The sequence below is a fragment of the Marinobacter sp. genome (genome assembly GCF_052094685.1).
Lineage (GTDB): Bacteria > Pseudomonadota > Gammaproteobacteria > Pseudomonadales > Oleiphilaceae > Marinobacter.
In genome coordinates, this window is record NZ_JBQDKB010000054.1 from 1 (window position 1) to 24,836 (window position 24,836).

Annotated in this window: 26 protein-coding genes and 1 pseudogene; 17 read left to right on the top strand and 10 right to left on the bottom strand. The window is 52.7% G+C overall.

The genetic code is table 11. The features are described from left to right. Window positions 1–3: 3 nt before the first annotated feature. Window positions 4–321, bottom strand: coding sequence for a CcdB family protein (locus ACTH3S_RS11685; RefSeq protein ID WP_441809186.1), 318 nt, complete (start codon window positions 319–321; stop codon window positions 4–6). After that, a complete protein-coding gene (locus ACTH3S_RS11690; RefSeq protein ID WP_441809187.1) occupies window positions 321–566 on the bottom strand; it encodes a type II toxin-antitoxin system CcdA family antitoxin in 246 nt (81 codons plus the stop codon). Before ACTH3S_RS11690 ends, ACTH3S_RS11685 begins: the two co-directional genes overlap by 1 nt. A 273-nt stretch (window positions 567–839) precedes the next feature. Here ACTH3S_RS11690 and ACTH3S_RS11695 point away from each other — a divergent pair, with 273 nt between their 5' ends. The 5 genes from ACTH3S_RS11695 to ACTH3S_RS11715 all read left to right on the top strand — a co-directional run bounded on the left by ACTH3S_RS11695 (window position 840) and on the right by ACTH3S_RS11715 (window position 4,830). Next, on the top strand, window positions 840–1,763 hold the full coding sequence (locus tag ACTH3S_RS11695; protein ID WP_441809188.1) for a M14 family metallopeptidase: 924 nt from the start codon (window positions 840–842) through the stop codon (window positions 1,761–1,763). 65 nt (window positions 1,764–1,828) lie between these two features. Then, window positions 1,829–2,743, top strand: a complete 915-nt coding sequence (locus ACTH3S_RS11700; RefSeq protein WP_441809189.1) for a pyridoxal-phosphate dependent enzyme — start codon at window positions 1,829–1,831, stop codon at window positions 2,741–2,743. Window positions 2,744–2,798: 55 nt separating this feature from the next. After that, the gene (locus ACTH3S_RS11705; protein WP_441809190.1) at window positions 2,799–3,167 is read left to right on the top strand and encodes an MmcQ/YjbR family DNA-binding protein; all 369 of its coding nucleotides are present in this window, start codon (window positions 2,799–2,801) and stop codon (window positions 3,165–3,167) included. Between the two features lie 255 nt (window positions 3,168–3,422). Further along, complete coding sequence (locus ACTH3S_RS11710; RefSeq protein WP_441809191.1) at window positions 3,423–4,091, top strand: glutathione S-transferase; 669 nt, start codon at window positions 3,423–3,425, stop codon at window positions 4,089–4,091. Further along, window positions 4,078–4,830 carry a pseudouridine synthase gene (locus ACTH3S_RS11715; RefSeq protein ID WP_441809192.1) on the top strand — a complete coding sequence of 251 codons (753 nt, stop codon included), beginning with the start codon at window positions 4,078–4,080 and terminating at the stop codon, window positions 4,828–4,830. The genes ACTH3S_RS11710 and ACTH3S_RS11715 overlap by 14 nt, the downstream gene beginning before the upstream one ends. A 38-nt stretch (window positions 4,831–4,868) precedes the next feature. On the opposite strand, the gene ACTH3S_RS11720 is transcribed toward ACTH3S_RS11715, so the two are convergent. Then, window positions 4,869–5,063: a CsbD family protein gene (locus ACTH3S_RS11720; RefSeq protein ID WP_441809193.1), complete on the bottom strand. Its 195-nt coding sequence runs from the start codon at window positions 5,061–5,063 to the stop codon at window positions 4,869–4,871. A 198-nt stretch (window positions 5,064–5,261) separates the two neighbouring features. Here ACTH3S_RS11720 and ACTH3S_RS11725 point away from each other — a divergent pair, with 198 nt between their 5' ends. After that, the gene (locus ACTH3S_RS11725; protein ID WP_441809194.1) at window positions 5,262–5,429 is read left to right on the top strand and encodes a hypothetical protein; all 168 of its coding nucleotides are present in this window, start codon (window positions 5,262–5,264) and stop codon (window positions 5,427–5,429) included. A 66-nt stretch (window positions 5,430–5,495) separates the two neighbouring features. Further along, the gene (locus tag ACTH3S_RS11730; protein ID WP_441809195.1) at window positions 5,496–6,416 is read left to right on the top strand and encodes a lysophospholipid acyltransferase family protein; all 921 of its coding nucleotides are present in this window, start codon (window positions 5,496–5,498) and stop codon (window positions 6,414–6,416) included. 4 nt (window positions 6,417–6,420) lie between these two features. Here the strand turns inward: ACTH3S_RS11730 and mltF are convergent, their stop codons facing one another. Next, complete coding sequence (gene mltF, locus ACTH3S_RS11735; protein ID WP_441809196.1) at window positions 6,421–7,818, bottom strand: membrane-bound lytic murein transglycosylase MltF; 1,398 nt, start codon at window positions 7,816–7,818, stop codon at window positions 6,421–6,423. Window positions 7,819–7,978: 160 nt separating this feature from the next. Here mltF and ACTH3S_RS11740 point away from each other — a divergent pair, with 160 nt between their 5' ends. Then, entirely contained in the window at window positions 7,979–8,524 is a 546-nt protein-coding gene (locus ACTH3S_RS11740; RefSeq protein ID WP_441809197.1) for a DUF488 domain-containing protein, read from the top strand. Between the two features lie 199 nt (window positions 8,525–8,723). Here ACTH3S_RS11740 and ACTH3S_RS11745 read toward each other — a convergent pair whose 3' ends face one another. The 3 genes from ACTH3S_RS11745 to ACTH3S_RS11755 form a co-directional block, all read right to left on the bottom strand. Continuing rightward, window positions 8,724–9,386: an AI-2E family transporter gene (locus ACTH3S_RS11745; RefSeq protein WP_441809198.1), complete on the bottom strand. Its 663-nt coding sequence runs from the start codon at window positions 9,384–9,386 to the stop codon at window positions 8,724–8,726. 11 nt (window positions 9,387–9,397) lie between these two features. Continuing rightward, on the bottom strand, window positions 9,398–9,889 hold the full coding sequence (locus tag ACTH3S_RS11750; RefSeq protein ID WP_441809199.1) for an AI-2E family transporter: 492 nt from the start codon (window positions 9,887–9,889) through the stop codon (window positions 9,398–9,400). 108 nt (window positions 9,890–9,997) lie between these two features. Further along, window positions 9,998–11,527: a ShlB/FhaC/HecB family hemolysin secretion/activation protein gene (locus ACTH3S_RS11755; protein ID WP_441809200.1), complete on the bottom strand. Its 1,530-nt coding sequence runs from the start codon at window positions 11,525–11,527 to the stop codon at window positions 9,998–10,000. Window positions 11,528–11,632: 105 nt separating this feature from the next. On the opposite strand from ACTH3S_RS11755, the gene ACTH3S_RS11760 reads away from it, so the two are divergent. The 6 genes from ACTH3S_RS11760 (at window position 11,633) to ahpC (ending at window position 19,126) form a co-directional block, all read left to right on the top strand. After that, window positions 11,633–12,646 carry a hypothetical protein gene (locus tag ACTH3S_RS11760; RefSeq protein ID WP_441809201.1) on the top strand — a complete coding sequence of 338 codons (1,014 nt, stop codon included), beginning with the start codon at window positions 11,633–11,635 and terminating at the stop codon, window positions 12,644–12,646. A 5-nt stretch (window positions 12,647–12,651) separates the two neighbouring features. Continuing rightward, window positions 12,652–15,444: an EAL domain-containing protein gene (locus tag ACTH3S_RS11765; RefSeq protein ID WP_441809202.1), complete on the top strand. Its 2,793-nt coding sequence runs from the start codon at window positions 12,652–12,654 to the stop codon at window positions 15,442–15,444. Between the two features lie 114 nt (window positions 15,445–15,558). Beyond that, window positions 15,559–16,569: a DctP family TRAP transporter solute-binding subunit gene (locus tag ACTH3S_RS11770; protein ID WP_441809203.1), complete on the top strand. Its 1,011-nt coding sequence runs from the start codon at window positions 15,559–15,561 to the stop codon at window positions 16,567–16,569. A 61-nt stretch (window positions 16,570–16,630) separates the two neighbouring features. Next, entirely contained in the window at window positions 16,631–17,125 is a 495-nt protein-coding gene (locus tag ACTH3S_RS11775; RefSeq protein WP_441809204.1) for a TRAP transporter small permease, read from the top strand. Then, window positions 17,115–18,419 (top strand): TRAP transporter large permease, encoded by a 1,305-nt coding sequence (locus tag ACTH3S_RS11780; protein WP_441809205.1) that lies wholly within the window; start codon window positions 17,115–17,117, stop codon window positions 18,417–18,419. The genes ACTH3S_RS11775 and ACTH3S_RS11780 overlap by 11 nt, the downstream gene beginning before the upstream one ends. Before the next feature lie 143 nt (window positions 18,420–18,562). Continuing rightward, window positions 18,563–19,126 carry an alkyl hydroperoxide reductase subunit C gene (gene ahpC / locus ACTH3S_RS11785; RefSeq protein ID WP_441809206.1) on the top strand — a complete coding sequence of 188 codons (564 nt, stop codon included), beginning with the start codon at window positions 18,563–18,565 and terminating at the stop codon, window positions 19,124–19,126. Window positions 19,127–19,227: 101 nt separating this feature from the next. Here ahpC and ACTH3S_RS11790 read toward each other — a convergent pair whose 3' ends face one another. Next, window positions 19,228–19,959 carry a DUF3581 domain-containing protein gene (locus tag ACTH3S_RS11790; RefSeq protein ID WP_441809207.1) on the bottom strand — a complete coding sequence of 244 codons (732 nt, stop codon included), beginning with the start codon at window positions 19,957–19,959 and terminating at the stop codon, window positions 19,228–19,230. Window positions 19,960–20,212: 253 nt separating this feature from the next. Between ACTH3S_RS11790 and ahpF the strand changes: the two genes are divergently transcribed. Next, window positions 20,213–21,778: an alkyl hydroperoxide reductase subunit F gene (gene ahpF, locus ACTH3S_RS11795; protein ID WP_441809208.1), complete on the top strand. Its 1,566-nt coding sequence runs from the start codon at window positions 20,213–20,215 to the stop codon at window positions 21,776–21,778. A 199-nt stretch (window positions 21,779–21,977) separates the two neighbouring features. Then, a complete protein-coding gene (locus ACTH3S_RS11800) occupies window positions 21,978–23,171 on the top strand; it encodes an ABC transporter substrate-binding protein (RefSeq protein ID WP_441809210.1) in 1,194 nt (397 codons plus the stop codon). Here the strand turns inward: ACTH3S_RS11800 and ACTH3S_RS11805 are convergent. Together ACTH3S_RS11805 and ACTH3S_RS11810 are read right to left on the bottom strand one after the other, a co-directional pair. Beyond that, window positions 23,099–23,767, bottom strand: coding sequence for a transglutaminase-like domain-containing protein (locus ACTH3S_RS11805; RefSeq protein WP_441809209.1), 669 nt, complete (start codon window positions 23,765–23,767; stop codon window positions 23,099–23,101). The genes ACTH3S_RS11800 and ACTH3S_RS11805 overlap by 73 nt on opposite strands. Before the next feature lie 92 nt (window positions 23,768–23,859). After that, entirely contained in the window at window positions 23,860–24,594 is a 735-nt protein-coding gene (locus tag ACTH3S_RS11810) for a TrmH family RNA methyltransferase (RefSeq protein ID WP_441809211.1), read from the bottom strand. 168 nt (window positions 24,595–24,762) lie between these two features. Here ACTH3S_RS11810 and ACTH3S_RS11815 point away from each other — a divergent pair. Further along, window positions 24,763–24,836, top strand: a pseudogene (locus tag ACTH3S_RS11815) (23S rRNA methyltransferase); the annotation flags it as partial.

Below are 24,836 nucleotides of genomic sequence, written 5' to 3' on the forward strand. Positions count from 1 at the left end.
GCGTTAAATGCCAGTGATTGCGAGATCCAGAGCTCCAACAATCTGGTCCCTGAAATGCGATAGAGAGCCAACTGGATTATTTAGCTGTTTTTCAGGCACTGAAGAAACTTGAGGTGTCAGCAACAGCAGTTCCTGGTCAGCAAAGGTTATTTCTGGTGTGAGGCCTCGCATGGCTTGGCCGCCGAATGCCGAACGCTTGCCCAGTGGAATGACGATACGAGTTGCGAGATCTGTCAGAAGAGGGCTTTGAATATCCACTAAGTACGGGTAATGCTTCTTACTGGTTTTGCTGGGGTTTGGGTAAACGTCGAACTGAGCCATCAAAACTCCCGAAATTCGTCCCCGAAACAGCCGTGTTGTTCGACGAACTCGTTGTAGCTGCTGATTGCTGTCCGGTTTTCCTCTACCCATTGGTCAGCCTTGCGCTTTGCTAATTCTTCTTTCAATGCTCGCTCAAGGGTCGCAGACAAGTTAATGTTCAGAGCGCGTGTCTTTTTCAGCAAGTCGCTGTTAACCGACAAATTTGTGGCTTTTTTTGGTGCGGTTATGTTGTATAGATCGGCCATTTTAACCTCCAGTTGCAGTAACACACTTAGTATTAGGTTATGCGCATGGTTGTGCGCATACAAGCGCCTTTAACCAGAGGCTGTTGTCGGACGCGCCTACGCTGCGCTCGGGCACGCTGATCTTCCCCCACTTCAATAGACACGTATCGATCACTGGAACCAAAAATCACTGTCCACAAGGTCAAACGAAAAGACGATATCAGCCTTGATTGCGAGCTTAAGCGTGGATGCTAGAATGCTCAACAGCATTGCTCATCACTGGAGAAAAGCGATATGAACACGGCCCCCACACCCTATCCAATCGGTACGCCCGGCGCTCCCTGGGGCGACGTGGAACGCTCCGAGTGGTTGTCACAGCAGCCCCGCCAACGCAGCTACGAGTCTGAAGTGTTGAGTGCAATCGAGCGCTTGCGTTCGCGCTTCGATGTGGAACTGTATGGCCGCCTGGATTATGGCCCCGATAGTTATCCACTGATGGCGATTCGAAGCCGAGACTGGCGTGATGATTTGCCGGTTGTGCTGATAACGGGCGGTGTGCATGGCTATGAAACCAGTGGTGTGCACGGCGCGCTGCGGTTCATCGATCAGCATGCGGCGGAGTATGCCGGCCGCGTTAACTTGCTGGTCGCGCCCTGTGTTAGCCCCTGGGCTTACGAGCGCATCCATCGCTGGAACGCGAATGCCGTAGACCCAAACCGTTCCTTCCACCATGGCAGCCCGGCTGAGGAGTCGGCGGCACTCATGCGGCTGGTGGCGCCCGTGTGTGATCGGGCATTGATGCATATCGACCTGCACGAGACCACCGATACCGACGAAACCGAGTTTCGACCCGCGCTGGCAGCCCGCGACGGCAAGCCGTTTGAGCCGGGTGAGATTCCCGACGGCTTCTATCTGGTTGATGACAGCGAGAACCCGCAGCCTGAATTTCAGCAGGCGGTGATCGAGGCCGTGGAGCAGGTTACTCACATAGCACCGGCCGATAATAAAGGCGAGATCTTCGGCTCACCAGTGGCCACTCGAGGCGTTATCCAGTACCCGCTCACGCAGTTGGGCCTTTGCGCCAGTATCACCCGCGCGCCCTACAAGACCACTACCGAGGTCTATCCCGACAGCCCCCGCTCGACCGCCGAGCAATGCAATGCCGCGCAGGCTGCGGCGGTGTGTGCGGCGATCGGCTATGCGCTGGCGCATCGGTAGGGGCGGATAATTGGAGCAGTTCAAACTGTTGTTTAAACTGGCCGACGACGGCTTAGTAGGTATTTATGACATTACACATTGAAACGCCGCTTATTGAATCCCGTGCAATGAGCGCCACTACCGGGCGCTCGGTGTGGCTTAAACTTGACGCACTGCAACCGCCTGGTTCATTTAAGATCCGGGGCATCGGTTATGCGTGTAAGACTTATCTCGCTCGGGGTGCTCGTAGGTTCGTTTCGTCCTCTGTCGGCAACGCCGGCTTGGCTGTTGCGTACGCTGGTCGCCGCCTGGGTGTTCCGGTTACCGTTGTAGTGCCTGAAACGACGACTGAAAGAGCTCAAGCGCTCCTGCGGTTGGAAAAGGCGGAGGTCATCGTACATGGCGCCTCTTGGCAAGAAGCCAACGATTTGGCGCAATCATTGGTTGGTGAATCGGATGCATTTCTCCATCCCTTTGATGACCCGCTGCTTTGGCAAGGGCACGGGACATTAATTGATGAGGTTTTTCGCTTCGGCCTTAAACCCGACGCTGTCGTACTCTCTGTCGGGGGTGGTGGGCTTATGTCAGGGGTCGTTGAAGGGCTGCATCGAAACGGATGGAGTGATATTCCTGTTTTTGCGGTAGAAACAACCGGTGCCGCATCATTTCAGGCAGCTGTAAAGGCCGGTCATACCGTTGAGCTGGAGCAGATAACAAGCATCGCCACGTCGCTTGGTGCCAAGCGTGTTTGCGAGAACGCCTTTCAGTGGACTAAAAAACATCCGATCCAGAGCGTTGTGGTATCCGATCAAAGTGCACTGACGGCCTGCGAACGTTTTCTTGACGACCACCGCATATTGGTAGAGCCAGCCTGTGGTGCGAGCCTGGCAATAGTCTATGAACATGCACCAGAGCTCAAAGACTTTAGTAATATTTTGGTGGTTGTGTGTGGTGGAGCGACGTCTACAATTGATCAGATAAGGAAGTTGGGAAGCGGATAAGGCGCCCTATAGCGATGCCAACCACGGCGACGTTACGAATAATGAAGTGATACCGATGACGTATGAAGAATTTAATACATTCTGTGAATCACTTACCGCTACAACATACATTGTTCAGTGGGGAAGCTCCCATGTGTGGAAAGTAGGAGGAAAGGTATTTGCCATTGGGGGCTGGGAAAAAGAATCTAACGGGCCAGCATTTACATTCAAAACGTCTGAACAAGATTTTCATTATTTATCTGAATGCCCAGGGTACCGGCCTGCACCGTACATGGCCTCACGTGGAATGAAATGGATACAAAAATATGACGGTTCTCAAGAAGAACAGGAGAACCTGAAATACTATATTAAGGAATCCTATAGAATTGTGTCTTTAGGGTTAACCAAGAAAAAACAAAAAGAGCTTGGTCTTGGCAAGGAGTGATTTTGACATGTTTATGAATTTAAAAATCACTTTTACGCCCGAAAGATGAGAATTAGCCATGGCTAAAGACAGACGAAAATATAGTTTAACTCACCAGCTACAATTGATATCAATTCCTATTGAATCGTTGGAATAAACTGATCTGTTCGCGTCTTTCATCGTATGAGTGGGAGTTGTGCAATCAGGAGAAATTCTGGTTTCCGGTCGTTCACGCCTACACCATTTCGGGGCGCCCCCATCAGATTGGAGAATTCAATGATTACGGTTCATCACCTGAACAATTCCCGCTCACAGCGGATTCTATGGATGCTGGAAGAACTTGAGCAGCCCTATGAAATCAAGTGCTATGAGCGAGACCCGAAAACCATGCTGGCACCGGATAGCCTTCGCAAAGTGCATCCGCTGGGTAAATCGCCAGTTATTACCGACGGTGATCTGACGATTGCGGAATCCGGCGTCATTATTGATTATTTGGCCCATACCTACGGCGATAAAGCGTCTCTACCTGCGCCCGGAACCCAGCAGTGGATTGACTACAACTATTGGCTGCACTATGCCGAAGGTTCTCTGATGCCGTTTTTGCTGCTGCGTTTGATATTTGAGAAGGTGAAGGCCAGCCCCATGCCGTTTTTTGCAAAACCAATTGCCAAAGGTATTGCTGATAAAACCGGCAAACAGTTCATTGGTCCGCAAATTAAGAACCATCTCGATTTTATCGAAGCGCACCTGGGTAAAAACGAGTGGTTGCTGGGAGACGAAATCAGTGCCGCCGATTTCCAGATAAGTTTTCCTCTGGAGGCCTCCTTGGCGCGGGGCATCGTTGGGCGCAACCGACCCAATATCCGAAACTACGTTGAGCGCTATCAGGCGCGTACCGCCTACCAGCGAGCGCTTGAGAAGGGCGGCAAGTATGATTTTGCCTGATGGATGCGAACAGCAGGCACGAACGGGAACAAGCCGGCTTGATCGTTTTATTAGCAAAAATAGTACTTTTTCGCTTTCAGATACGCGGTTTTTAATTGCTCAAAAACGGATTTTGCTGGATGGATGTGTGGCGCATTCCATTCAGCAAAAAGTAACCGAGTTCACTCATGTTGTGTTGGATGGCCACTGCTTAAGGGATAATAATCCCGTTTATATAATGTTGAATAAGCCGCGAGGGGTTGTTAGCGCGACTAAAGACGCTAAGCATTCCACCGTATTGGATCTTATTCGGCATCCTCAGAAGAACGAACTTCACATAGTTGGGCGGCTGGATCTAAATACCACGGGGCTGGTGCTATTAACCAACGATGGCGCTTGGTCGCGAAAGATAAGTTTACCCGAGACAAAACTCGCAAAAACCTACGAGGTTACTTTGTCTAAAGCGTTGGATGATCAATACATTGATGTATTTCGAGAGGGGATCTATTTTGGGTACGAGAACATTACCACTCAGCCTGCCTGTTTAGAGATACTCTCGGAGTACACCGCCAGGCTCTCGCTGACTGAAGGCAAGTATCATCAAGTGAAGCGAATGTTTGGCCATTTTCGAAACGAGGTGTTGGCGCTACATCGGGTTTCCGTTGGGCACCTTTCCCTGGATGGACTTAAGGTAGGGCAGAGTAGGCTGCTTACCTTAGAGGAGTCGGTAAATACCACTCAAAAACCGATGCTTCTATAAAAAAGCATCGGTTTAAGTGTGGTGACGATTAGGAATGTTTAGGAATTAGAGAGCTTATCCCACTCTTTCTCTGCTTCATCCTTTTTCATTCCGTACTTTTCTTGGATCTTGCCAATAAAGTGGTCTCTGCGACCGGCAATTTCGTCGACGTCGTCATCCGTCAACTTTCCCCAGTTCTCACGAACCTTGCCTTTGAGTTGTTTCCAGTTACCTTCGATAATATCGTTATTCATAGTAACTTCCTCTCTGTTACGGGGTGGTTCATAGAAAAGACTATGGCAGAAAGGCAAAAAAGTACTATCTGCCCAATTCGTATGATGACGTCTGCCATCGGTATTAAATCTGACATAGGTACACTGGTTTGACAACGTTTACCGCGTTGCGGTTTATTCATCCTGTTATGCCCTATACCACACTCGAGCACCATTGCTATGTCTAATAAAAAGAAAATCGACTCTATCCTTCAGCTAACGGAAGATCTCGCGGCAACGCACAAGGCATTTCGTTCGGATGACGCGAGTGCACCAGAAGCGCTCAAGGGCCAAATTGCTCAGGATTTCGAAGCCGTTCAAAAGAATGGATTCTCTATTAATTCATAATCTCATCTACACTGTTAATCGAAACTGTGTCAGGCTCACTGGCCCATTTTGAGCAGGCAGTGAAGTATGCCCCGATCGTCTAAAAACCAAAAAACGCAGCTTTGGCACCCGCGTTTATGGCCATCGTGGGCGATAGTATTTGTGTTATATATGCTGTCATTTTTGCCGATGTCATCCAAGCAACGGTTGGGGCAGCGGCTAGGTCGTTTCTTGAATTGCAAGCTTAAATCCCGCGCTCGGGTGGCCGACCGTAACCTTGAAATTTGCCTTCCAGAATTGGATGAAGAGGCCCGCAAGCAGTTGGTGCAGGATAATTTCATTGCATGCACTCGTGGCTTTCTTGAGAGTGCTCATGCTTGGTGGCGAGATGTGACGCCGTATTGCGAAACGGCCGAGGTGCATGGGTTGGAGCATCTTAAGGAAGCCCAGAGCAAAGGCGCGGGCGTGCTATTGATCGGCGGCCACTACAGCATTTTTGACTTCGCGTTGCCTCTGGTTGCCTGCCACCTGAAAAAACCTGGGTATGTATACCGACCCAACAACAACCCGGTTATTGATCGCATGATCGAAAACGGCCGCCGTCGTCATTTTGGTATCCGGCCGTTCACTAAACGTGGGTTGCGACCAATGGTGTCTTTTTTGAAGAAAGGTGGGGAAGTCTGGTTTGCCTGCGATCAGGATTTCGGCAAAAAAACGGAATTGTTCGTGCCATTTTTTGGTGTGGAAACCGGCTGTATTGCCTCGCCCAGTTATATCGCAAAGGTATCTGGTGCGTCTGTGCTTTGTGTCAGCCACCTGCGCATGCCCGATGGCGGCTATCGAGTGGTATTTTCACCGATACAAGAAGGCTTCGGCGCCGATAAGCACAAGGATACCCAGGTATGGAACCGCTACATTGAGGACACTGTTCGCGAACAACCTGATCAGTATTTGTGGCTGCATAAACGCTTTAAATCCCGCCCCGAAGGAGCGGGTAGAATCTATTAATCAATCAGTCGAACGCTGAGCTGATCACATCGCGATAGTTCCGGATGCGTTGCACGTAGTGAACTGGCTCATACCCGCGCGCGTAGCCGTAGCGTGTGCTTGGGTAATAGCGTTTGTCGGCTTTCAGCGGTAGCACTTCTTTCATATCGTCCCAGGAATCGGGGTTTTTACCCAAGTCACGTGCCAGTTGCCTTGCGTCCAATAGGTGGCCGCGCCCAATGTTGTAGCTGGCTAGCGCAAGGAACGTGCGGTCTGGTTCCGGAATGGTATCTGGCAGCCTGCGGTGGCGGTCTGCCAGATAGCGAGCACCCCCATCAATTGCGGCGGCGGGATCCAGACGGTCCATCACGCCGAGGGATTCTGCCGTACGCCTTGTCAGCATCATGATGCCGCGAACACCTGTGGGTGACACGGCTGCGGGATCCCAGTGGGATTCCTGATAGGCCAGCGCAGCCAACAGGTCGGCGGGCATGCCCGTTGCAATTTCAGCCTCGCTAAACCGGTTAATGAAACCTGGAAGGCGTTTACTAATGCGGCGGTTAAGCGCTCTGAGGTCTACAAAGTCGAACTCGCCAATGTAGGCGTAATAGCGACTCTCAACGTAGCCAAGGGCTTCGTTGCCGTCGGTGCTGTTCATCCATTCACGGGCGGTTCCCGCTAGCTCATCAGAATTTTCAGGTAAATACCAACCCAGGTTGTTGCCCAGCGTGAGGTTCATAGCCACTTCCAAATGTGGGAAGTGCCTGCGCATTACCTGAACAATGTTTGAGTCGGCCACGGTGCAATCAATTTCTTGTCTCGCCACGTCTGAAAGCAGCACTTCTGTCGTTTTGCTGTCATCTTCGGAAAACGTGATGCCTTCGTGCTCGCTTGCCAGCTTGTTGAGCGTTTCTGTATAGCTGGAATCGGCCGTTACCGTAATGCTAACGTTGTGAATGTTGTCGGGTATGCGCGGCATTGGACGCATCTCCCGGTGGCACACCAGTTGTTCGGTAATTTCGGTGTGAGCAGGGCCCTGAGTGAACGTTTCGGTGCGTGATGGTAAGTGCGTTAAGCCCGCAGCCGCTATGTGGGTATTGCCGGACTTCAGCGCTTGCAGAACCGCAGCGGTTGAATCGTACATTGTCCAGTTAACCGCCCAGCCTTTGCTAGCGGCAAACTGTGAGATCAGGCTATATTCTGGCCCAATCGGGTTTTCATGACGATCGAGATAATAAGTGGTAGAGCCGTTGCGAGTAGCCACTTCCAATACCCCAGTTTCCTGCGGGGGAGCTAGTTGTTCTAATTGTTCTGACGGCTTGGTATTGGCAGCAGAGCCGGAGTCGCCCTGGCTGCAGCCAGTTATAATCGCGAACGTAAGTGGAAGCAGCGTCCACTTGAGCATAGTTAGCTTCTGAGTCATTAAAGACCTCGATTTTGACGTTTCGGTTTTGTTAGTGGTTTTACGTACCTCCAAACACAACATATCACATTGATTTCAAACAAAGCGCAAGCCGGCGTTGTGAGATCAAAAATGTTGTAAGCTAATAATCTAGGCAACAGGTAACGGAGCTGCATGTAATATGACACTTCCATTTTGTACTGTCGGTCACTCTACTCGCACAATTGAAGCGTTCGTGGAGCTGCTCAAAACAGCGGACGTGGAACTTGTTGTCGACATCAGATCTGTGCCCAAATCTCGTACCAATCCGCAGTACAACAAAGAGAGTCTGCCAGAGCTCCTGGCGCCATTTCATATTGCTTACGAGCAAGTTGCAGAGCTCGGCGGCCTGAGACGCAAGAGCAAGGAGGTATCGGCTGAGGTCAACGGCTTTTGGGAAAACCGGAGTTTTCATAATTATGCAGATTACGCGCTAACGGATAGTTTCCACTCAGGATTGGATCAACTGATTGAATTGGGTCGGGAAAGGCGATGTGCGGTCATGTGTGCCGAAGCTGTGTGGTGGCGCTGCCATCGCCGCATTGTCACAGACTATCTCATCAGTTGTGGTGAGACGGTTTTTCACCTGATGAACAAAGATCGAATGGAACCTGCTAGCCTAACAAGAGGCGCTCGAGTTGATGATAGCCGTGTGGTGTTTTACCCGGCCGGCAACCTCGAGGATTAAAAGGTTTCGCGCACGCAACTGCGGCACTTCTCTACATCGTTGCCTGCCTACGAGGCCATTGCTAAGTATCTGGTTGAAAAGCCGCTGGTTGCCACTGCCCCTGACCGATTTTGACGCTCTTCGACAGTTTTGTTCACAATCAGGGTAATTGGGGCGCGCAACATTATGACGATTACCGCGCTCGCGGATAATTGTTCTGTTATTTACCCAGTAGCTCACCCACAGGGCGCAGATTTACTACATGATCACATAAGGATTTCAAGATCATTAATATCGGTGTGGCGATGATCAACCCGACTGGGCCCCAAAGCCAGCCCCAGAACAGAAGCCCGACAAAAATTGCCACCGGGTTGAGGGTTGAAACTTGGCTGGTTAACCAGGGTGTCAGAAGGTACCCTTGAACGCTGGTAATCGCTAGAGAGGTACTCGCCACAATAATGGCCGTGTTCACCTCACCAAACTGAATGAATGCAGCAATGCCGGTACCGATAAACACCAGAAACGGCCCCAGATAGGGCACAGCACTGGCGACACCCGCGATTACGCCCCAGAACATGGCCTGTTCCACCCCAAGAGCCAAAAACGCTAGCCAAGTCAATATGCCCACAAATAAAGCGCCAAGCAGCATCACGAACAAAAAACGCCGGACTTGATGATGAAACTCGTTCATGATCCGCGCTGCCTTGCGCATTCGTCCAAATGAGGGGCCGGAGATTCTAACAACTTTGCGTTTGTAAAGTGGTCCCACCGCCAGTATGAAAAACACCAGCAGCAAGACCGAGAAAAACTGGGAAACAAGCACTAATACGGCAGGCGCACTCTTGAGAACATAGTCCTGAACGTCTGTTGGCTTCTCTATCACCCGAACAGGCGTTATGCTTTGGTGCTCTGGTTGTTTGTTTTTTTTCCTTGCTCCGTTGACTCTTCGATTTGCTTCGCAGCAGCCTGGGCTTTCTCCATGATGCTTTCTTCTTGATTAGGAGCGTTGGCCTCATTCCGCTGAAACTTGCTGATAGCCACAGGCACCTTGTCCAAAATGGCGATCGCTTCCGTTTGCAAGGGAATGCTCGCGCCCGCAGCAGCGCCCAGCAGCAATGTTAGAATGATGGCAGCACTTAAGGGCCGGGGAATCTTGAGGTGGTCAAGCGCTGAGACCAAAGGGTCCAGAGCGTAGCTGATCAGCACGGCAACCATCAGTGGAAGCAGCACAGCCTGAGCCCAATCAATAAAAACGAGAGTGGCGATGCTGGCGAGTACAATCAGCGACATGCTGCGAATACTCACGGCTTCGATCAGCGCCGCTTTGGGCGCAGTGTTGTGGTCTTCCTCGGTGGTGCGGAATTCACCGTGCCCGTTGTTTTCCATGCTTGTTACGACTCTTTGCAGGCCTAATATGCTACTAAGTGTAGACGGCTCTGGCGGCGTGCAAACAAAAACAACAAAGCCGTAATACGGTGGCAACTTGGAGCGCGGTCAGAAATAGGCTGTCAGCCGCCCGATCAGCCTGGGGTTGTTATCCTTGTACTCCGAGCCTGCGGTCAGTGGTTTACCTAATTCAATGTACGCCGTGACTGTGCGGGTAAGCATTCTCAGCCCTAGACCAGATGCAGCGGCAGACTCGCTTTCACTGGATTCATTCTCGTGGGCTCTCGCAATGCCGTAATAGATGTAAGGCACCCAGCGCACACCGGATAACCAGCGGTCACTATTGAATCCACGACGCAGTTCAAGTTTTGAACCAATACCTGAATCGCCACTGAACTCTCCTGGTTCGTAGGCGCGGGCATACCTACTTCCGCCCACAGAGAAACGCTGAGAGTAGGGCAGGTTGTCGCCAGAGTACTGGCCAGCAATATCCAATTTCAGGGAGAAATCAGCGGGCAGTCCGTGCCAGAGAGTGTAACGAGCGTCGATTACTTGGAAAGCCAGATCAATGGCGTCATCTGCCCGGGTTCCACTGCGCTCTGCACCTATGGCATCCACACCGGTGCTACCTGAAAGGCCAAATCTGGAGGTGCTGTTCCCGCCCGTTATATACGCCAGAGCACCCGCGCTCGCCATACGCAGCCGTTCGTCAATTTCAGTTTCGTCGCCCCGCTCCCGGGTATAGTCACGCAGGGTAACGCTGCCATCAATCGCCAAAGATAAGGTATCCGAATCAATCAGGTCATGGCGCCATTTGAGTCGTGACCATAGGCGCCGGTATACCTTGCTCGGGCTGGCTTCTTCGTCCTGAGGCACGGCCCGAGACGAGCTGATATCCGCATAAAAAGTATTTCGGTCGGACGTGGAAAAAGAAAGACCCGTGCCGATATTGCGGTAACCCGCTGACTCGACGGTGTGTATGCCCGAAATGTAAATTTCCCGAAGACCTGCTCCCGGGCCGTAAACGCTCACACTGGCGCCGACCATGTGCTGCCCTAACCGCTGGCTACCTTCTGCACTGTATGTGAGTTCTCCCCGAACTTTTGGGGCAATGGTAAAGATTATCCGGTGACGGCCCGGGGATGTTTCTTCAAGGTTTGTTTTCAAGCCCACACCCACCGCCAGCTCAAGGGCCCGGGAAAAGCGCTCAATGTCTTTTTCTGAAACGGGTGACCGTTCTCGCAAAGGCTCCAAGCGTTCACGTACAGACGCCCTTTTTCTGGCGACACCTCCGGTTACCTGAATGTCGTCAATCTGTGGTTCTTCAACGTGTATCACAAGGATGCTGTCGTTATCGGGGAGTGCTGTAACGCTAACCGCCGGAGAGAGATAACCCTGGCCGGTATAGTAGTCCAGTGTTCGTTCGCGCAGCTGTGTTTGCTGTTTTGTATTCGGAACTTTCCCGAGGCTATCGGCATAAAGTGGGAGCAATTGTTCGGCGCCAAAAGCGGTCACACCTTCGAAAATAACCGCGCCTATCGCACGCTCCGGGGCTGATGAGCAAACGGCGGGCAGCGTAAGCGCGAGTAATAAGATGAAACAATTCATTACGTTTATACGCACGGTCTTGATAGCCATTCGGTTTAACATGTGGCGAGGTTAGCGCTTTCGTATACTGGACGTTGTAAAAATTTGTTTTTAAAAAGCAAAAAAAGGAAAAGGATTTTCCGAAAAGTGCGACGAATGAAGAACTGGGGACAACAAATGCGCTTCTTTTTCGGCTTTACCAACAGCAACGTCTATCGTTTTCTACTTGGCTTCTCAGCACTGTTGATGGCATCAGCCTTGATGGCGGCAGAGCAGGTTCGTGTTGAGGAAGTATCCGGGGCGGTGCAATATCGATCCAGCGCAGATAAGGCCTGGGAAAGCGCCGAGACAGGCATGTTTGTCTCGATTCCTGTCGAGTTTCAGACCCTGGCTGGCGGCCATGGGTTGCTGGTGCAGGCGGGTTCTGAATTTGAGCTCAAAAGTGGCTCCCACATTACTTTGCAGGCAGATGCCGCAAAACCTGATGGCTTGGTTACAAAGGTTAAACAATGGTTTGGTACGGTGTTCTACCGAATCGAGCGCCAGCCGGATCAGTTCAGCGTGGAAACACCGTTTTTGGTATCAACGGTAAAAGGCACCCGCTTCGTTATTGTATCCACCCAGTCGTCCTCTATGGTGACTCTCACCGAGGGCTCTCTTGAAGTGCTCGATATTGCCAGTGGTAACACCCAGATGCTTGAGCCAGGCGATGTCGCCGGTATTGGCGCAGAGCAGGCGGGTATCCAAACCTTCAAGCAGGCACCACAAAAATCGGCCACCCAGGCAGATTCACAGAGCAGCAGTTTTCAGCCGGCAATGGATGACACGCGAAACAGCTTTGAAAGCGCTTTGGACGCAATGACGGAGATCGCTTCCGAGCAGGCCCTTATCGCTTCTGGCGATGCAGACGTCAATCAGGATGGGGGCGACGCAAATGATGACAATCAGGATTCGGGCGCCTCAGATGATGGTGATACAGGCGCGGGCTCAGATGACGGCGGTGGATCAGGGGACGATGGTTCCAGCGGCGGTCATGGCAACGGCAATGGCCATGGCCATGGCCATGATGACCATGGTCAAGGGCACGGACACGGGCACGATGGCCACGACCATGACGACGACGACGACGACGACGACGACGATGACGATGATGATGATGATGATGACTAACGAGTATGTTTGCTGATACAGGTCGTCGTTTTAAATCACGCCCGGCCAGTAAGGTTGTTGTTTCCGCCTTACTGGCCGTCGTCGTTTTTATACTCCTGCAATGGTCTGGTTTGTTGGAGCGTCCGGAGGCTGGGCTCCGTGACCGAATCGTTGGCTTACTGGTAGAGCAACAACCCAGTAACCTGGTGATTCTTGAAATCGATTCCGCAAGTATCGAAGCAATAGGTCAGTGGCCGTGGCCTCGAAGTGTATATGCGACCGCAATTAGTGCGCTTGGCCAGGCTGATATTCGCTCTTTGATGGTCGATGTGGATTTTAGTGCTGCATCAAGCCTTGGTGGGGACGCAGAGCTGGAGGGTGCCATCCGTTCGGTGGCTGAGGCCGTGCCCGTATTCCTCCCGGTTTTCGTTCAACGTCGTAGTCAAACAGATTCAGCTTTGATGATTCGGCGTCCTTTGCAGGGTTTGGCAGAAAGTGTTGAGCTGGTCTCCGTTAACATGTATCCGGCGGGCGATGGCTTGGTACGTTCTCTTTCTGTTGGTTTCCGTTGGCAGGACAAATTTTACCGGGGCGCCTGGAATGCGTTGGCTGCGCAGGCCGACACGGGCACCTGGATTGACTACACCATTTCCCCGGAATCCTTTCACTACGTCAGTTTTATTGATCTTCTTGAAGGAAGAGTGCCGGAGCGCATCTTGCGTGGCCGAGACGTTATTATTGGCTCGACCGCCATTGAGTTAGGCGACAATTTGGCCACCCCGGTTAATCATGTGCTTCCCGGGGCCGTTGTTCAGGCTCTGGGCGCCCAAACTCTGCGCAATGGTGGTCTGTACGCCGCAGCGCCCGTAGCAGGGTTTATCATTCTCGCTCTTTTCTGGCTTGGAACCACTGTGGTTTTCAGCCGTTGTCGTTGGCATCGCGGCCTGCAGGTTCTGGGCCTGATTATTGTGGTCTGGCTCGGCGTGTTCGCTCTGGCTCACCTCCACGCCAACCTGATTCTTGATGTTTTTAAACCACTTTTCTTGAGCGCACTTGTATACGTAGCAATCAACCTGGCCCGGTTAGATAGCGCTACGCTGGATCGTCTCTGGCTGCAGATTAGCCTCCGAGATAACGAAGCACTGCTTGATCGCATTGTAGCCACCACCAACGACTATATTCTGTGTGTGGATCGGGACGGAGTGATAACCAAGGCCAATCAGTCAATACAGACCCTTTGCGACCGATCCGAAAGCGACATGGAAAACTCCCAGCTGAGCGACTACTTACCGAATGCCCGGCACGGTTTGATGGCGTTGCCAAGTATACCGTTTGATACCCATGTTGTTACTAGGACCGGCCAGCATATTCCGGTTCAGGCGACGGTCAGCCGTGTGGCCACCTCTGGAGATGCCATCTTTACGGTGGTGCTTCGTGACCTGAGCGAGCGCGTTGCGCGGGAGCGGGAACTGGAATACCGCGCGACCTACGACGGCCTTACGGGCTTGCTTAACCGCTCGGCTTTTTTCGACCGGGCTAATGAAACTCTGGGGCGCTACCAATCTGGCTGCCTGATCTGTCTTGATATTGATTATTTCAAAGAAGTAAACGATACATACGGCCACGCTGCGGGCGATCAGCTGCTCAAAGCGATCGCACAGCGTATTGAGGTGTATGTGGGAAATCTTGGCCACTGCGCGCGCATTGGGGGCGATGGTTTTGCTCTGTGGTTGCCGGGTCTGCGTTTTTCTGCGGGCGGCAGTCAGTTCTGTGAACGGCTACTGGAAGATGTTGAAAGCCCGCTTAGCTTGGCGATTACCGGAGATATTCCGTTACAGATCTCCGCGACCGCTGGTGCGGCGGAATATGGCAGCGATGACAACGCTGCCGATCAGTCATACCAAAGCAGCTCGGCCACACAGGCCGAAATCCTTTTGCGACAGGCAACTGATGCCATGCGGCTGGGCAAACAAGAAGGGATTGCTGTTAGATGCTACCGCAAGAGTGACAGCCAGGCGGCCATGCGTAGGCTTGAGCTGGTGCCGGCCATTCGCACGCACATCAATAACGATGCCTTCTATCTGGTATACCAGCCCAAGCTGGATCTCAGTACCTTGACACCAATAGGCTGTGAGGCTCTTTTGCGCTGGCCGCAAAACGCGGGTGAGGTTGTCCCTGTTACTCAGCTTATTGAAGTGGCTGAAAACTCCCGGCAGATCGTCCCGTTGACGCGCTGGGTGGTAGAGAAAATTCTCACACAAGAGGCTGAATGGGAGAAAAAAGGGTGGCCACGACACATGGCCCTGAACCTTTCGGCACGCTTGTTTCAGGATCGAAACTTTATTGCTGGCCTCAAAGACCTGCTGAATTCAAGCAGTGGGTATTTCGTTATAGAGTGTGAAATCACCGAAACAGCGTTGTTGGGCAATGAAGATCGGGCCCTGGCGCTGGTTAGCGAATTGGTAGACAGCGGCGCTACGCTTGCCATCGATGATTTTGGCACGGGCTATTCTTCTCTAGCTTATCTCCAGAGCCTGCGCGCGTCGGTACTCAAAATTGATCGATCGTTTGTGTCGAATATCCAGGAATCCCCCGGTAACCAAGTGATTGTTCGCTCGACCATTAACATGGCCCACGAACTGGGCATGACGGTTGTGGCAGAAGGTGTAGAGACGCCGGAAGACGAGCAATTCCTTCGGGCTCACGGCTGTGATCTGGCCCAGGGTTACCTCTATGCCCGGCCGCTGGCATTGCCAGATTTTGGCAGCTGGCTGGCGTCCCACGAAAGCGTGGGCACCCAAGAGCTGAAGTCTATCTGACCCGTTGCTGTCGTTTTGTTTTGCGTCGTGACAACACCCACTCCTATAATCTCCAATGCTACGGCGTGTGTTCTCCCGTCGTGGTCGCCCCCCTCAAATAAAAAGGAAGACAAAATGCTCAAGTCCCGCACTTTCATCGCTGCCGCCACGGCTGCTCTGCTGTTTAGCTCAGTGGCGCACGCGCAATACAAAGATGAATACACGGTGTCTACCGTACTGCCGTCGGCGTTTCCTTGGGGCCAGGCTGCAGATAAATGGGTAGAGTTGGTGAAAGAGCGCTCTGAAGGGCGCATTAACATGAAGATTTACAGCAACTCCCAGCTGGTTTCTGGCGATCAGACCAAAGAATTTTCCGCCATGCGCTCGGGGTTGATTGATATGGCGGTGGGTTCCACCATCAACTGGTCGCCTCAGGTTCCGGAGTTGAATTTGTTTTCTCTGCCATTCCTGATGCCGGATAACGCAGCCATCGATGCAATCACCCAGGGGGATGCAGGTAAGGCCGTATTCAAAGCGATTGAAAAGCGTGGTGTTACGCCGCTGGCCTGGGGCGAAAATGGCTTTCGTGAGCTGTCCAACTCCAAGCTCGCAATCAGCGAACCTGCAGATCTGGAAGGCTTGAAAATTCGAGTTGTAGGCTCGCCTTTGTTCCAGGACACCTTCAGCGAGTTGGGTGCTAACCCCACGCAGATGAGCTGGGCCGATGCCAAGCCAGCGCTAACCACCGGCGCTGTGGATGGCCAAGAAAACCCGCTATCGGTGTTTGATGTGGCGCGAATTGACCAAGTTGGACAAGAACACCTAACACTGTGGCACTACATGGCCGATCCGCTGGTGTTTGCCATCAGCAACCGTGTATGGGGCCAGTTTAATGCAGAAGATCAGGCGCTTTTGAAGAAAGCGGCGGTGGATGCCGGCAAATGGGAGATCGAAAAATCCCGCGCCGAACTCGCAGACACGCTGCAGGCCATCAAAGATCGTGGTGTAACGGTTACCGAGTTGACCCAAGAACAGCACGACGCGTTTGTGAAGGCTACCCAGTCTGTATATAAAAAGTGGACGCCGCGTATCGGTGAAGATCTGGTAAAACAGGCTCAATCCGCTGTCGCTAACCGTACGCAGTAACACGCTGCTGCCCGTACACCCGTCGGTTCCGGCGGGTGCTGTTGCCTGAACCGGAGTATTCATGCCCTCCCGCCCCCCTAAGTTTCGGCCAGAAGCTTGGCTAGCCTCTCTCGCCCTGATCGCGATTTGCGTGATCAGTCTGGGCAATGTTGTTGTTCGCTATACCACCGATGCCTCTTTTGCATTTACTGAAGAGTTTTCGGTATTTCTGCTGGTGATCGTCACGTTTGCCGGTGCCGCCGTGGCCGCCCGTAACAACCAGCACATTCGGATTGAGCTGATTGAGCATTACTTGCCGGCACCGGCTTTGAAGGGGGTGTTTGTGCTGCAGTGGTTGGTGGGTGTGGCGGTTCTGGGTGTGACCACCTGGTATGGCAGTGTGTTTGCGCTGCAAGAATATAACTGGGAGTCGCTATCGCCAGGACTGGGGCTGCCAAACTGGATCTATGTCATGTGGCTGCCAGTGATGGCAGCCGCGATTATTATCCGGATGACCCAAAACCTTATCGATCGCTTGCGCGGTAAGAAAGACGAGGAGGTCATCCATGAGTCCTGACCTGTTGATGATCGGGAGCTTCCTGCTGGCGTTGCTGCTGGGTGTGCCCGTGGCTATTGCGCTGGGGTTTGGCGGTCTGGTGGGGATTCTTTTCGGCTTGTCGCCAGATATGCTCGCCACCTTCGGCACCAATACTTACAACAGTGTGGCGAAGTATCCGCTTATCGCGATCCCGCTGTTCATTCTCACCGGTCTTATTTTTGAACGAGCCGGGGTTGCGGCCAGCCTGGTGCGCTTTGCCCAAGCCATTATCGGGCCAAGGCACGGCAGCCTCACGGTTGTAGCGGTTTTGGTGTGCCTGATTATGGGCGGCATGAGCGGCTCTGGGCCGGCGGATGCAGCTGCGGTGGCCATGGTGATGCTGCCCAGTATGCGTAAGGCGGGTTATCCCCAGCCTTTTTCTGCGGCATTGATTGCGGCATCTTCCTCTACCGCCATTCTGATTCCACCTTCCATCGCGTTGATACTCTATTCCATTGTGGTGCCGGGTGTGGATCTGCGGGCCTTGTTCGCGGCAGGCTTGTTCCCCGGTATTCTGGCGGGCTTATCTTTGCTGATACCGGCGCTGTACCTCGCTCGCAAGTACGGCTGGGAGAACCCCGAAACCTCTGAGCGTCCGCCGTTTTGGCCCAGTTTTAAAGCGGCGCTGCCAGCGTTGTTTGCGCCGATCATTATTCTGGGCGGTTTGCGCTCAGGGCTGTTCACGCCTACAGAAGCCGCAGTAGTAGCGGTTGCCTACGGCCTGATTGTGGGCTGCGTGGTGTATCGAAATCTAACGTTGCGCAGCGTATTTGAGTTGATGACCGATGCGGCAGTAACCTCGGGAGTGGTGATGCTGATCATTGCGCTGGCGGGCATCTTTGCTTGGGCGGGCACCACGCTGGGTACATTCCAGCATTTGGCAGATGCACTTTTGTCACTTTCAGAAAACGGTTGGGTGTTGCTGGGTTTGGTTATGGTGCTGGTATTGATTGCCGGCATGCTGTTGGATGCGATATCGATCTATTTGATCCTCATCCCCATCGTATTACCGCTAATGAATCATTTTGGCTGGAACCCAGTGTGGTTTGGTATTTTGTTGGCCATGAACATCGCCATTGGCCAGTTTACCCCGCCGGTTGCAGTCAACCTGATGGTTACAACACGTATTGCTAATATTCGCCTGGAGCATACCATTGGTTGGGCGCTGGTCTTCATTGCCGCGATGAGCGTTAGCCTGCTTCTGGTGATGCTGATACCAGGGATTGCTCTCTGGCTTCCGGAGCAACTCGGTTATGTTGTCGGGCCTTGGTAAAACAAGGAGGGGCTGGCGATTAAAAATGAATAGGTACTGGCTATCGTGAGCTTGAGAATTATTAATTTTCCCGAAGCTGGTTCTTTGGTTAAAGTGGCAACCGTAGATTCATCAACACGCAAACGAACCAACAGGAGTTTTCCATGGGCGTGATCAATAGCGAAATTAAACCGTTTAACGCAACAGCCTTCAAACAGGGCGAGTTTGTAGAAATCTCCGAAGCTGATGTAAAAGGCAAGTGGTCGATCTTTTTCTTCTACCCTGCAGACTTCACCTTCGTTTGCCCGACCGAGCTGGGCGACGTGGCAGATCACTACGAAGAACTGCAGAAGATGGACGTTGAAGTATTCTCTGTGTCTACCGACACGCACTTCACCCACAAAGCGTGGCACGATAGCTCCGAGACCATCGGCAAGATCAACTACTTCATGGTTGGCGACCAGAACGGCAGCATCACCAACAACTTTGGTGTGATGCGCGAAGGCCAAGGCCTTGCAGACCGTGCGACCTTCCTGATCGATCCAGATGGCATCATTCAGGCGATGGAAATCACCGCAGAAGGCATTGGCCGTGATGCAGACGACCTGATGCGCAAGGTGAAAGCTGCTCAGTACGTACGCAAGCACCCTGGCGAAGTGTGCCCGGCTAAGTGGAAGGAAGGTGAAGCGACTCTGTCTCCTTCACTGGACTTGGTTGGCAAGATCTAAGGCTTCTTTCCTAACAGGAAGTCTGACCGTACAGGTCCGTTGTTTATGGGCTTGGTACGATCAAAAAACCCCGGATTTCCGGGGTTTTTTGTGTTCGCAGTTTACGACTCTACAGTGTCGACACCGTATCTGGCGCCGCGTGCCTTGAGGCGATAGAACTCTTCAATCACGCCGGCCATGGCGTCTGGGCAGTAGGGTCTTAGGCCGCCTAGCACCAGGTGCTTGGCCACTTCGCCCACAGAGTTGCCGTTAGAGATAAGGCGGTAATCCAGCGTAACATTGCCGCGCTTGCCATTGGCTTCCAGGTCGGCGCTATGCATCTCCAGCTCAGGAGCGGCGGCATCCAGCCTGTCTAGGGTAAGACTCATGCTCGCGTACATCACCATGGGGCGATCCGGGTTGAACATCACACCTTTTGATTCCATCAACGGCTTCAAGGTGTGGGGGAAGTTCTTGCCAGAGGCGGCCACATAGCAACGGATAAACTCTTCAACAACTTGCTTCTCACGGGTTACCTCGCCGCTGCGGGTCACCTCAAGGTATACCTTGCCGTTTTGGTCGCACACTTCGATGGTCTCGTCGCCGCTTTCGCGAAACTCCAGAGGCACGCTGTCACCCAGTAGGGCGCGGAACTGAAAGGTCATGTGCCGGGAAAGTCCGAAGCGTGCAACCACCACAGCAAAAAGCAGATCTCCGGGAACACAGAACCGTCGAGCATCTGGATCGTGGATCGGGTTGAAGTCTCCGGCCACTTCCTTGGCGAACTGGCTGGCCTGGGATGCGGAAATGTGTACGCGTCCGTCCTGAACTGAATGAAAGCGGTCTAGAAACATGTGCTGCTGGTCCTGAGTGCAAAGGGTGACGCCACAACGTCCTCCAACATGGTACCGGTGTCGAGAGTGTATGGGTATGCGCTATTTGTCCATTTATGGTGCATGTTGATAGCAGTTTCCTATCAATCGGTTTGCTGCAATTAATTTGAGCATTTTGTTGCCAGCCCGTATCGTTAAACCATAGTCAAATCAACGATCATTTTGAAATTAGATATTCAAAGATCTGTTTAAAGAACCTAAGGGGAATCGTTACATGTTGGATGCCAATATTAAGCAGCAACTTAAAGCCTACATGGAAAAACTGCAGCAGCCAATTGAGCTTGTAGCCGCTTATGATGACGGTGATAAATCCCAAGAGCTGAGAGAGCTTCTGGAAGAAATTGAGCCAATGTCTGACAAAATCAGCCTACGCACGGAAGAGTCTAATAACGTGCGTCGTCCGTCTTTCGCCATAAACCGCGTAGGCAGTGACACCGGCGTCCGCTTTGCAGGCATTCCTATGGGCCACGAGTTTACCTCGTTGGTGTTGGCGCTGCTGCAGGTGGGCGGCCACCCATCCAAGGCAGCTCAGGATGTGATCGAGCAGATCCAGCAATTGGATGGCGATTTCGAGTTTGAAACTTATTTTTCCCTGTCGTGCCAGAACTGCCCAGACGTGGTTCAGGCCTTGAACCTGATGAGCGTTCTGAACCCGGGTGTTCGCCACACGGCTATCGATGGTGCTTTGTTCCAGGATGAAGTGGAAAAGCGTGAGATTATGTCTGTGCCCAGTGTGTACCTGAACGGTGAGCCTTGGGGCCAGGGGCGCATGACGCTGGAAGAGATTGTTTCCAGACTGGATACCAAATCTGACGAGAAAGAAGCCGAGAAGATCAACCAGAAAGACACCTTTGAAGTGCTGGTGATTGGTGGTGGCCCAGCGGGTTCTGCCGCAGCGATATACTCTGCGCGTAAGGGTATTTCTACCGGCATTGCAGCCGAGCGCTTTGGTGGCCAGGTGGTCGATACCATGGGCATCGAGAACCTGATTTCCGTACCTTACACAGAAGGCCCCAAGTTGGTTGCAGCCATGGAGCAACATGTCAAAGAGTACGACGTGGACATTATGAACATGCAAATGGCCGAGAAGTTGATTCCAGCGGCCGAGCGTGGCATGCCCCATGAGGTTCGCCTGGCCAATGGCGCATCCCTTAAGGCCCGCACGGTTGTGTTGTCTACCGGTGCTCGCTGGCGCCCGCTGGGTGTTCCGGGTGAAGCGGAATACCGCAACAAAGGCGTGGCATACTGCCCGCACTGCGACGGCCCGCTATTTAAGGGTAAGCATGTTGCCGTAATCGGCGGCGGTAACTCCGGCGTGGAAGCCGCCATCGACTTGGCGGGTATTGTGGGCCATGTCACGCTGATTGAGTTTGGTGCCGAAATGCGGGCCGACGATGTACTACAGAAAAAGCTGCGTAGCCTGAATAATGTGGACATCATCACGTCTGGCCAGACGACCGAAGTGCTGGGTGAGAACGGCCGGGTGAGCGGGCTGACCTACACCGACCGTAACACCGGTGAAAGCCATCAGGTCACTCTGGAAGGTGTGTTCGTACAGATTGGCCTGGTGCCCAACACCGAATGGCTGAAAGGCGATATCGAGCTGAGCCAGCATGGTGAGATCATGATCAACGATCGCAACGAAACCTCAATCCCAGGTGTGTTTGCGGCCGGCGACGTCACTACCGTGCCTTACAAGCAAATTGTGATTTCCATGGGCGAAGGTTCGAAAGCCGCACTGAGTGCTTTTGACTTCCTGATTCGTAGCTCTGTGGATTAATGAGAAGGGCACCGGAAAGATCCGGTGCCCTTCACTTCTGCTAACGCTCACCTATTCTGAACACAGCTCTTGAAATGAGATATTCATTCGATTCGCGGCTTGCGTGCGCTTTTGATACTCGGTAGCTTAGGCGTATTGGTATCGAAACGCGGTTGGGCTGTTCAGAGGGTGAGTTTTAATGTTGTATCGTCCAGCCCTGATGCTGGTTTTTCTCCAGTTCCTCTTAATAGGTTTTCTCTCAACGAGTCGAGCGGCGCAGGCTAACTCGAACCCCAGCGTTGTTTTTTTATCGCCGGGTGATACTCGATTCTGGCACATGGTTTCAGAGTTCATGGAGGAAGTGGCGGCGGATCTAGACCTGGATCTTGAGATCCTGTTCGATCTGGACGGACATCGGTACAGCAATCTTAAATTGGCTGAAAACGTGCTCGGCCGTGAAAGCAAACCGGACTACTTTGTGTTCGTGCCCAAAGAGCAGGTATCCACCCGGATACTCAAGTACGCCAATGAAATGGGCGTAAAGGCTTTCACTTTCAATACTGGCGTTCCGGCCGCTACCAAGGCGTCAGTTGGGATGCCGAGGGAGACACTGCCGAACTGGATCGGGCACTTAGAGTCCGATGACGTTGCCGCTGGCCGCAAGTTAGCGGTCATTCTTCAACAGCAGTCACAAAGCTTGGGCTTGGTTGAGCCTGGGCAACCGTTGCCGCTTCTCGCATTCTCGGGAACTTTGGATTCTTCCGCCGCGAAAGATCGGCAGCAAGGTCTTATGGACGCTGTTGAGGACAGTCGAATCAATTTTTTGCAGTTGGTGAGCGCAAAATGGAGCCGACAGCTAGCGAAAGGCAAGTCTCGGGTGTTGCTGCAACGTTATCCGCAGGTTGCGGCGATCTGGAGTGCCAGTGACGGCATGGCGCTGGGGGCTCTTGAAGCGGTCAAGCAGGCGGGGAAACAGCCGGGAAAAGATGTTTTGTTTGGTGGTATTGATTGGGAGCCCGAGGCACTTGAGACGGTTCGCAGTGGTGAGCTGGCTGTCAGTCTTGGTCGCCATTTTATGGGCGGCGGGCTGGTGCTTTTGTTGCTGCATGATTATCACCAAGGAGTCGATTTCTCTAACGATAGGTCGCCACCGCTGCTTAGCTACCAACTCAAGCCTGCCACTGCCGAAAACGTCGATATGGTTGAGCAGATTATGGATCAACAGCGTTGGCAAAGCGTGGATTTTCGTCGTTTCAGTCGTGCGGCTGGTTCCGGGGAGCCGAACAGCCAGAAAAGCGCCGATGAATTGATGGATGAATTCACTGGGGCGCTCGCCGGGCCTTACTCGAGGTCTGCTTCTAAGCTGCCGGTCGACAGCAATGCGGGGGCCTCGCCCGATTCCGAAAACAGGTGAGGGTAGGCGCTCTTTATTCCGGACAAAATAAACTCGTGGGGAACGTCGTCAAACATGCCGTGATCGTTCACGTATTCCATGTGTGCCTCGCCGGCTTCGGTGTATTCCTGAAAAATGGAATCGTGTTCGCCGTCAAACTCCAGCGGTTCTACCTTCATTAGTGCACATAGCTGCTTATCAAAGGCGGGGGTGGCCTTCACCCAGCGGTCGTTCAAGTAGAGTTCGATAAACCCGTGCATGCGAAAAATGTCTGAGCGTAGCCACTCAATCAGTTTTGGGCTAGAGAGGTGGTTGCGCACATCGGCTAGGCCCAAGCGGCTGGGAATGCCGATAGATCGTGCCGCAGCACCAAGTAAAACCGCTTTGGGAATGCAGTAGCTCTCGCCGGTTTTAAGGGCATAGCTGGCACTGAAGGTTTCTGGTTCTGGGCGAAATACGTAGGGGGTGTAACTCACCTCATCTCGAGTGGCGAGATACAGAGCTTTTGCTTGCGCCACCGGGTTATCCGCCACGCCTTCAAGCCGGGCGGCTATCCAGGCCTTCAGTTCGGGCTGGTTGTAGTCAAAAAAAGCAGTGGGTTCGAGGTAGCGTTTCATTGTTGTTGTGCATCCGATGAGGGCGTAGGTTTTCGAGCATGTCTGATTAGCAAGCTACAGGCAATGGCGAAATCCACCTTAATGAATGCGAATTAAACGCGTCGCATCAATTCGTAAGCACACATATTAACCGCTGAGGCCAGGTTGAGAGATTCGATCTCGCTTTGGCCGGGAATAGTGTAGGGCTTGGCTGCCAGCTGAGTCAGCGCTTCGGGCGGCACGCCTCGGGCTTCGTTGCCAAACACATAGCAGTCGTGCTGGCGGAATGGCTCGGTTGTTAGCGAGTGGCCGTTCAGGTCGAGACAGGCAATTGAATTGAATCGGCTGGCCAAGTTGGTGAGAGGCACGTCGGTTTCCAGCGGTACGTGAAAAATAGCGCCCATGCTGGCACGCACCACTTTCGGGTTGTAGGGGTCGACACTGCCGGGGCTTAGCAGGCATCGAAAACCGCCAAACCAGGCCAGAGTGCGTAAAACCGTTCCGAGGTTACCTGGGTCTTGAACTTCGTGCAGGTAGATGGTTTTTTCGCCCTCGGTTGCAACAGCCGTGGCGCCGTTCGCAGGCATTGGCACAACCGCCAAAATGCCTTGAGGCGTGCGGGTATCTGCCAACTGAGCCATCTGGCGATCGTTAATTACATGGGTTCGGAACTGGCTCTGCCAGTGTTTGTAGGCCTCGGTTACGTACAATTCTGCAGATTGTAGCTCTGGCTGGCGGCCAGCAGCTTTTTGCAATTCCAGAATCAGGTGTTCGCCTTCCACAAGGTAGTGCCCCAGCGCTTGGCGGTACTTTTTCTGGTGCAGCTTTTTGATGTCATCCAGTTTCATTGCGTGATTCACGTTGGCTCTTGGGGTGCGGGGCAATTGTACGTGCGCCCGGGGCGGTTGTCAGGGTTTTGCCGGGAGAGAGTGGGCCACGTACAATGGCCGATCAACGCCTTCCGTTTTTATGTTCTTTTTGATCCATTTTAATTTGGTCTACTTTAAAGAGTCCCTATGGCACGTTCCAAAAGCAGTGGCCGCTGGCTTGATGAGCACGTAAACGATCCCTTCGTGAAACAGGCGCAGGT

Bases quoted from the DNA above. Each gene is read 5' to 3' on its own strand.
- ACTH3S_RS11685 (WP_441809186.1), bottom strand. From the start codon at position 321: ATGGCTCAGTTCGACGTTTACCCAAACCCCAGCAAAACCAGTAAGAAG.
- ACTH3S_RS11690 (WP_441809187.1), bottom strand. From the start codon at position 566: ATGGCCGATCTATACAACATAACCGCACCAAAAAAAGCCACAAATTTG.
- ACTH3S_RS11695 (WP_441809188.1), top strand. From the start codon at position 840: ATGAACACGGCCCCCACACCCTATCCAATCGGTACGCCCGGCGCTCCC.
- ACTH3S_RS11700 (WP_441809189.1), top strand. From the start codon at position 1,829: ATGACATTACACATTGAAACGCCGCTTATTGAATCCCGTGCAATGAGC.
- ACTH3S_RS11705 (WP_441809190.1), top strand. From the start codon at position 2,799: ATGACGTATGAAGAATTTAATACATTCTGTGAATCACTTACCGCTACA.
- ACTH3S_RS11710 (WP_441809191.1), top strand. From the start codon at position 3,423: ATGATTACGGTTCATCACCTGAACAATTCCCGCTCACAGCGGATTCTA.
- ACTH3S_RS11715 (WP_441809192.1), top strand. From the start codon at position 4,078: ATGATTTTGCCTGATGGATGCGAACAGCAGGCACGAACGGGAACAAGC.
- ACTH3S_RS11720 (WP_441809193.1), bottom strand. From the start codon at position 5,063: ATGAATAACGATATTATCGAAGGTAACTGGAAACAACTCAAAGGCAAG.
- ACTH3S_RS11725 (WP_441809194.1), top strand. From the start codon at position 5,262: ATGTCTAATAAAAAGAAAATCGACTCTATCCTTCAGCTAACGGAAGAT.
- ACTH3S_RS11730 (WP_441809195.1), top strand. From the start codon at position 5,496: ATGCCCCGATCGTCTAAAAACCAAAAAACGCAGCTTTGGCACCCGCGT.
- mltF (WP_441809196.1), bottom strand. From the start codon at position 7,818: ATGACTCAGAAGCTAACTATGCTCAAGTGGACGCTGCTTCCACTTACG.
- ACTH3S_RS11740 (WP_441809197.1), top strand. From the start codon at position 7,979: ATGACACTTCCATTTTGTACTGTCGGTCACTCTACTCGCACAATTGAA.
- ACTH3S_RS11750 (WP_441809199.1), bottom strand. From the start codon at position 9,889: ATGGAAAACAACGGGCACGGTGAATTCCGCACCACCGAGGAAGACCAC.
- ACTH3S_RS11755 (WP_441809200.1), bottom strand. From the start codon at position 11,527: ATGGCTATCAAGACCGTGCGTATAAACGTAATGAATTGTTTCATCTTA.
- ACTH3S_RS11760 (WP_441809201.1), top strand. From the start codon at position 11,633: ATGAAGAACTGGGGACAACAAATGCGCTTCTTTTTCGGCTTTACCAAC.
- ACTH3S_RS11765 (WP_441809202.1), top strand. From the start codon at position 12,652: ATGTTTGCTGATACAGGTCGTCGTTTTAAATCACGCCCGGCCAGTAAG.
- ACTH3S_RS11770 (WP_441809203.1), top strand. From the start codon at position 15,559: ATGCTCAAGTCCCGCACTTTCATCGCTGCCGCCACGGCTGCTCTGCTG.
- ACTH3S_RS11775 (WP_441809204.1), top strand. From the start codon at position 16,631: ATGCCCTCCCGCCCCCCTAAGTTTCGGCCAGAAGCTTGGCTAGCCTCT.
- ACTH3S_RS11780 (WP_441809205.1), top strand. From the start codon at position 17,115: ATGAGTCCTGACCTGTTGATGATCGGGAGCTTCCTGCTGGCGTTGCTG.
- ahpC (WP_441809206.1), top strand. From the start codon at position 18,563: ATGGGCGTGATCAATAGCGAAATTAAACCGTTTAACGCAACAGCCTTC.
- ACTH3S_RS11790 (WP_441809207.1), bottom strand. From the start codon at position 19,959: ATGTTTCTAGACCGCTTTCATTCAGTTCAGGACGGACGCGTACACATT.
- ahpF (WP_441809208.1), top strand. From the start codon at position 20,213: ATGTTGGATGCCAATATTAAGCAGCAACTTAAAGCCTACATGGAAAAA.
- ACTH3S_RS11800 (WP_441809210.1), top strand. From the start codon at position 21,978: ATGCTGGTTTTTCTCCAGTTCCTCTTAATAGGTTTTCTCTCAACGAGT.
- ACTH3S_RS11805 (WP_441809209.1), bottom strand. From the start codon at position 23,767: ATGAAACGCTACCTCGAACCCACTGCTTTTTTTGACTACAACCAGCCC.
- ACTH3S_RS11810 (WP_441809211.1), bottom strand. From the start codon at position 24,594: ATGAAACTGGATGACATCAAAAAGCTGCACCAGAAAAAGTACCGCCAA.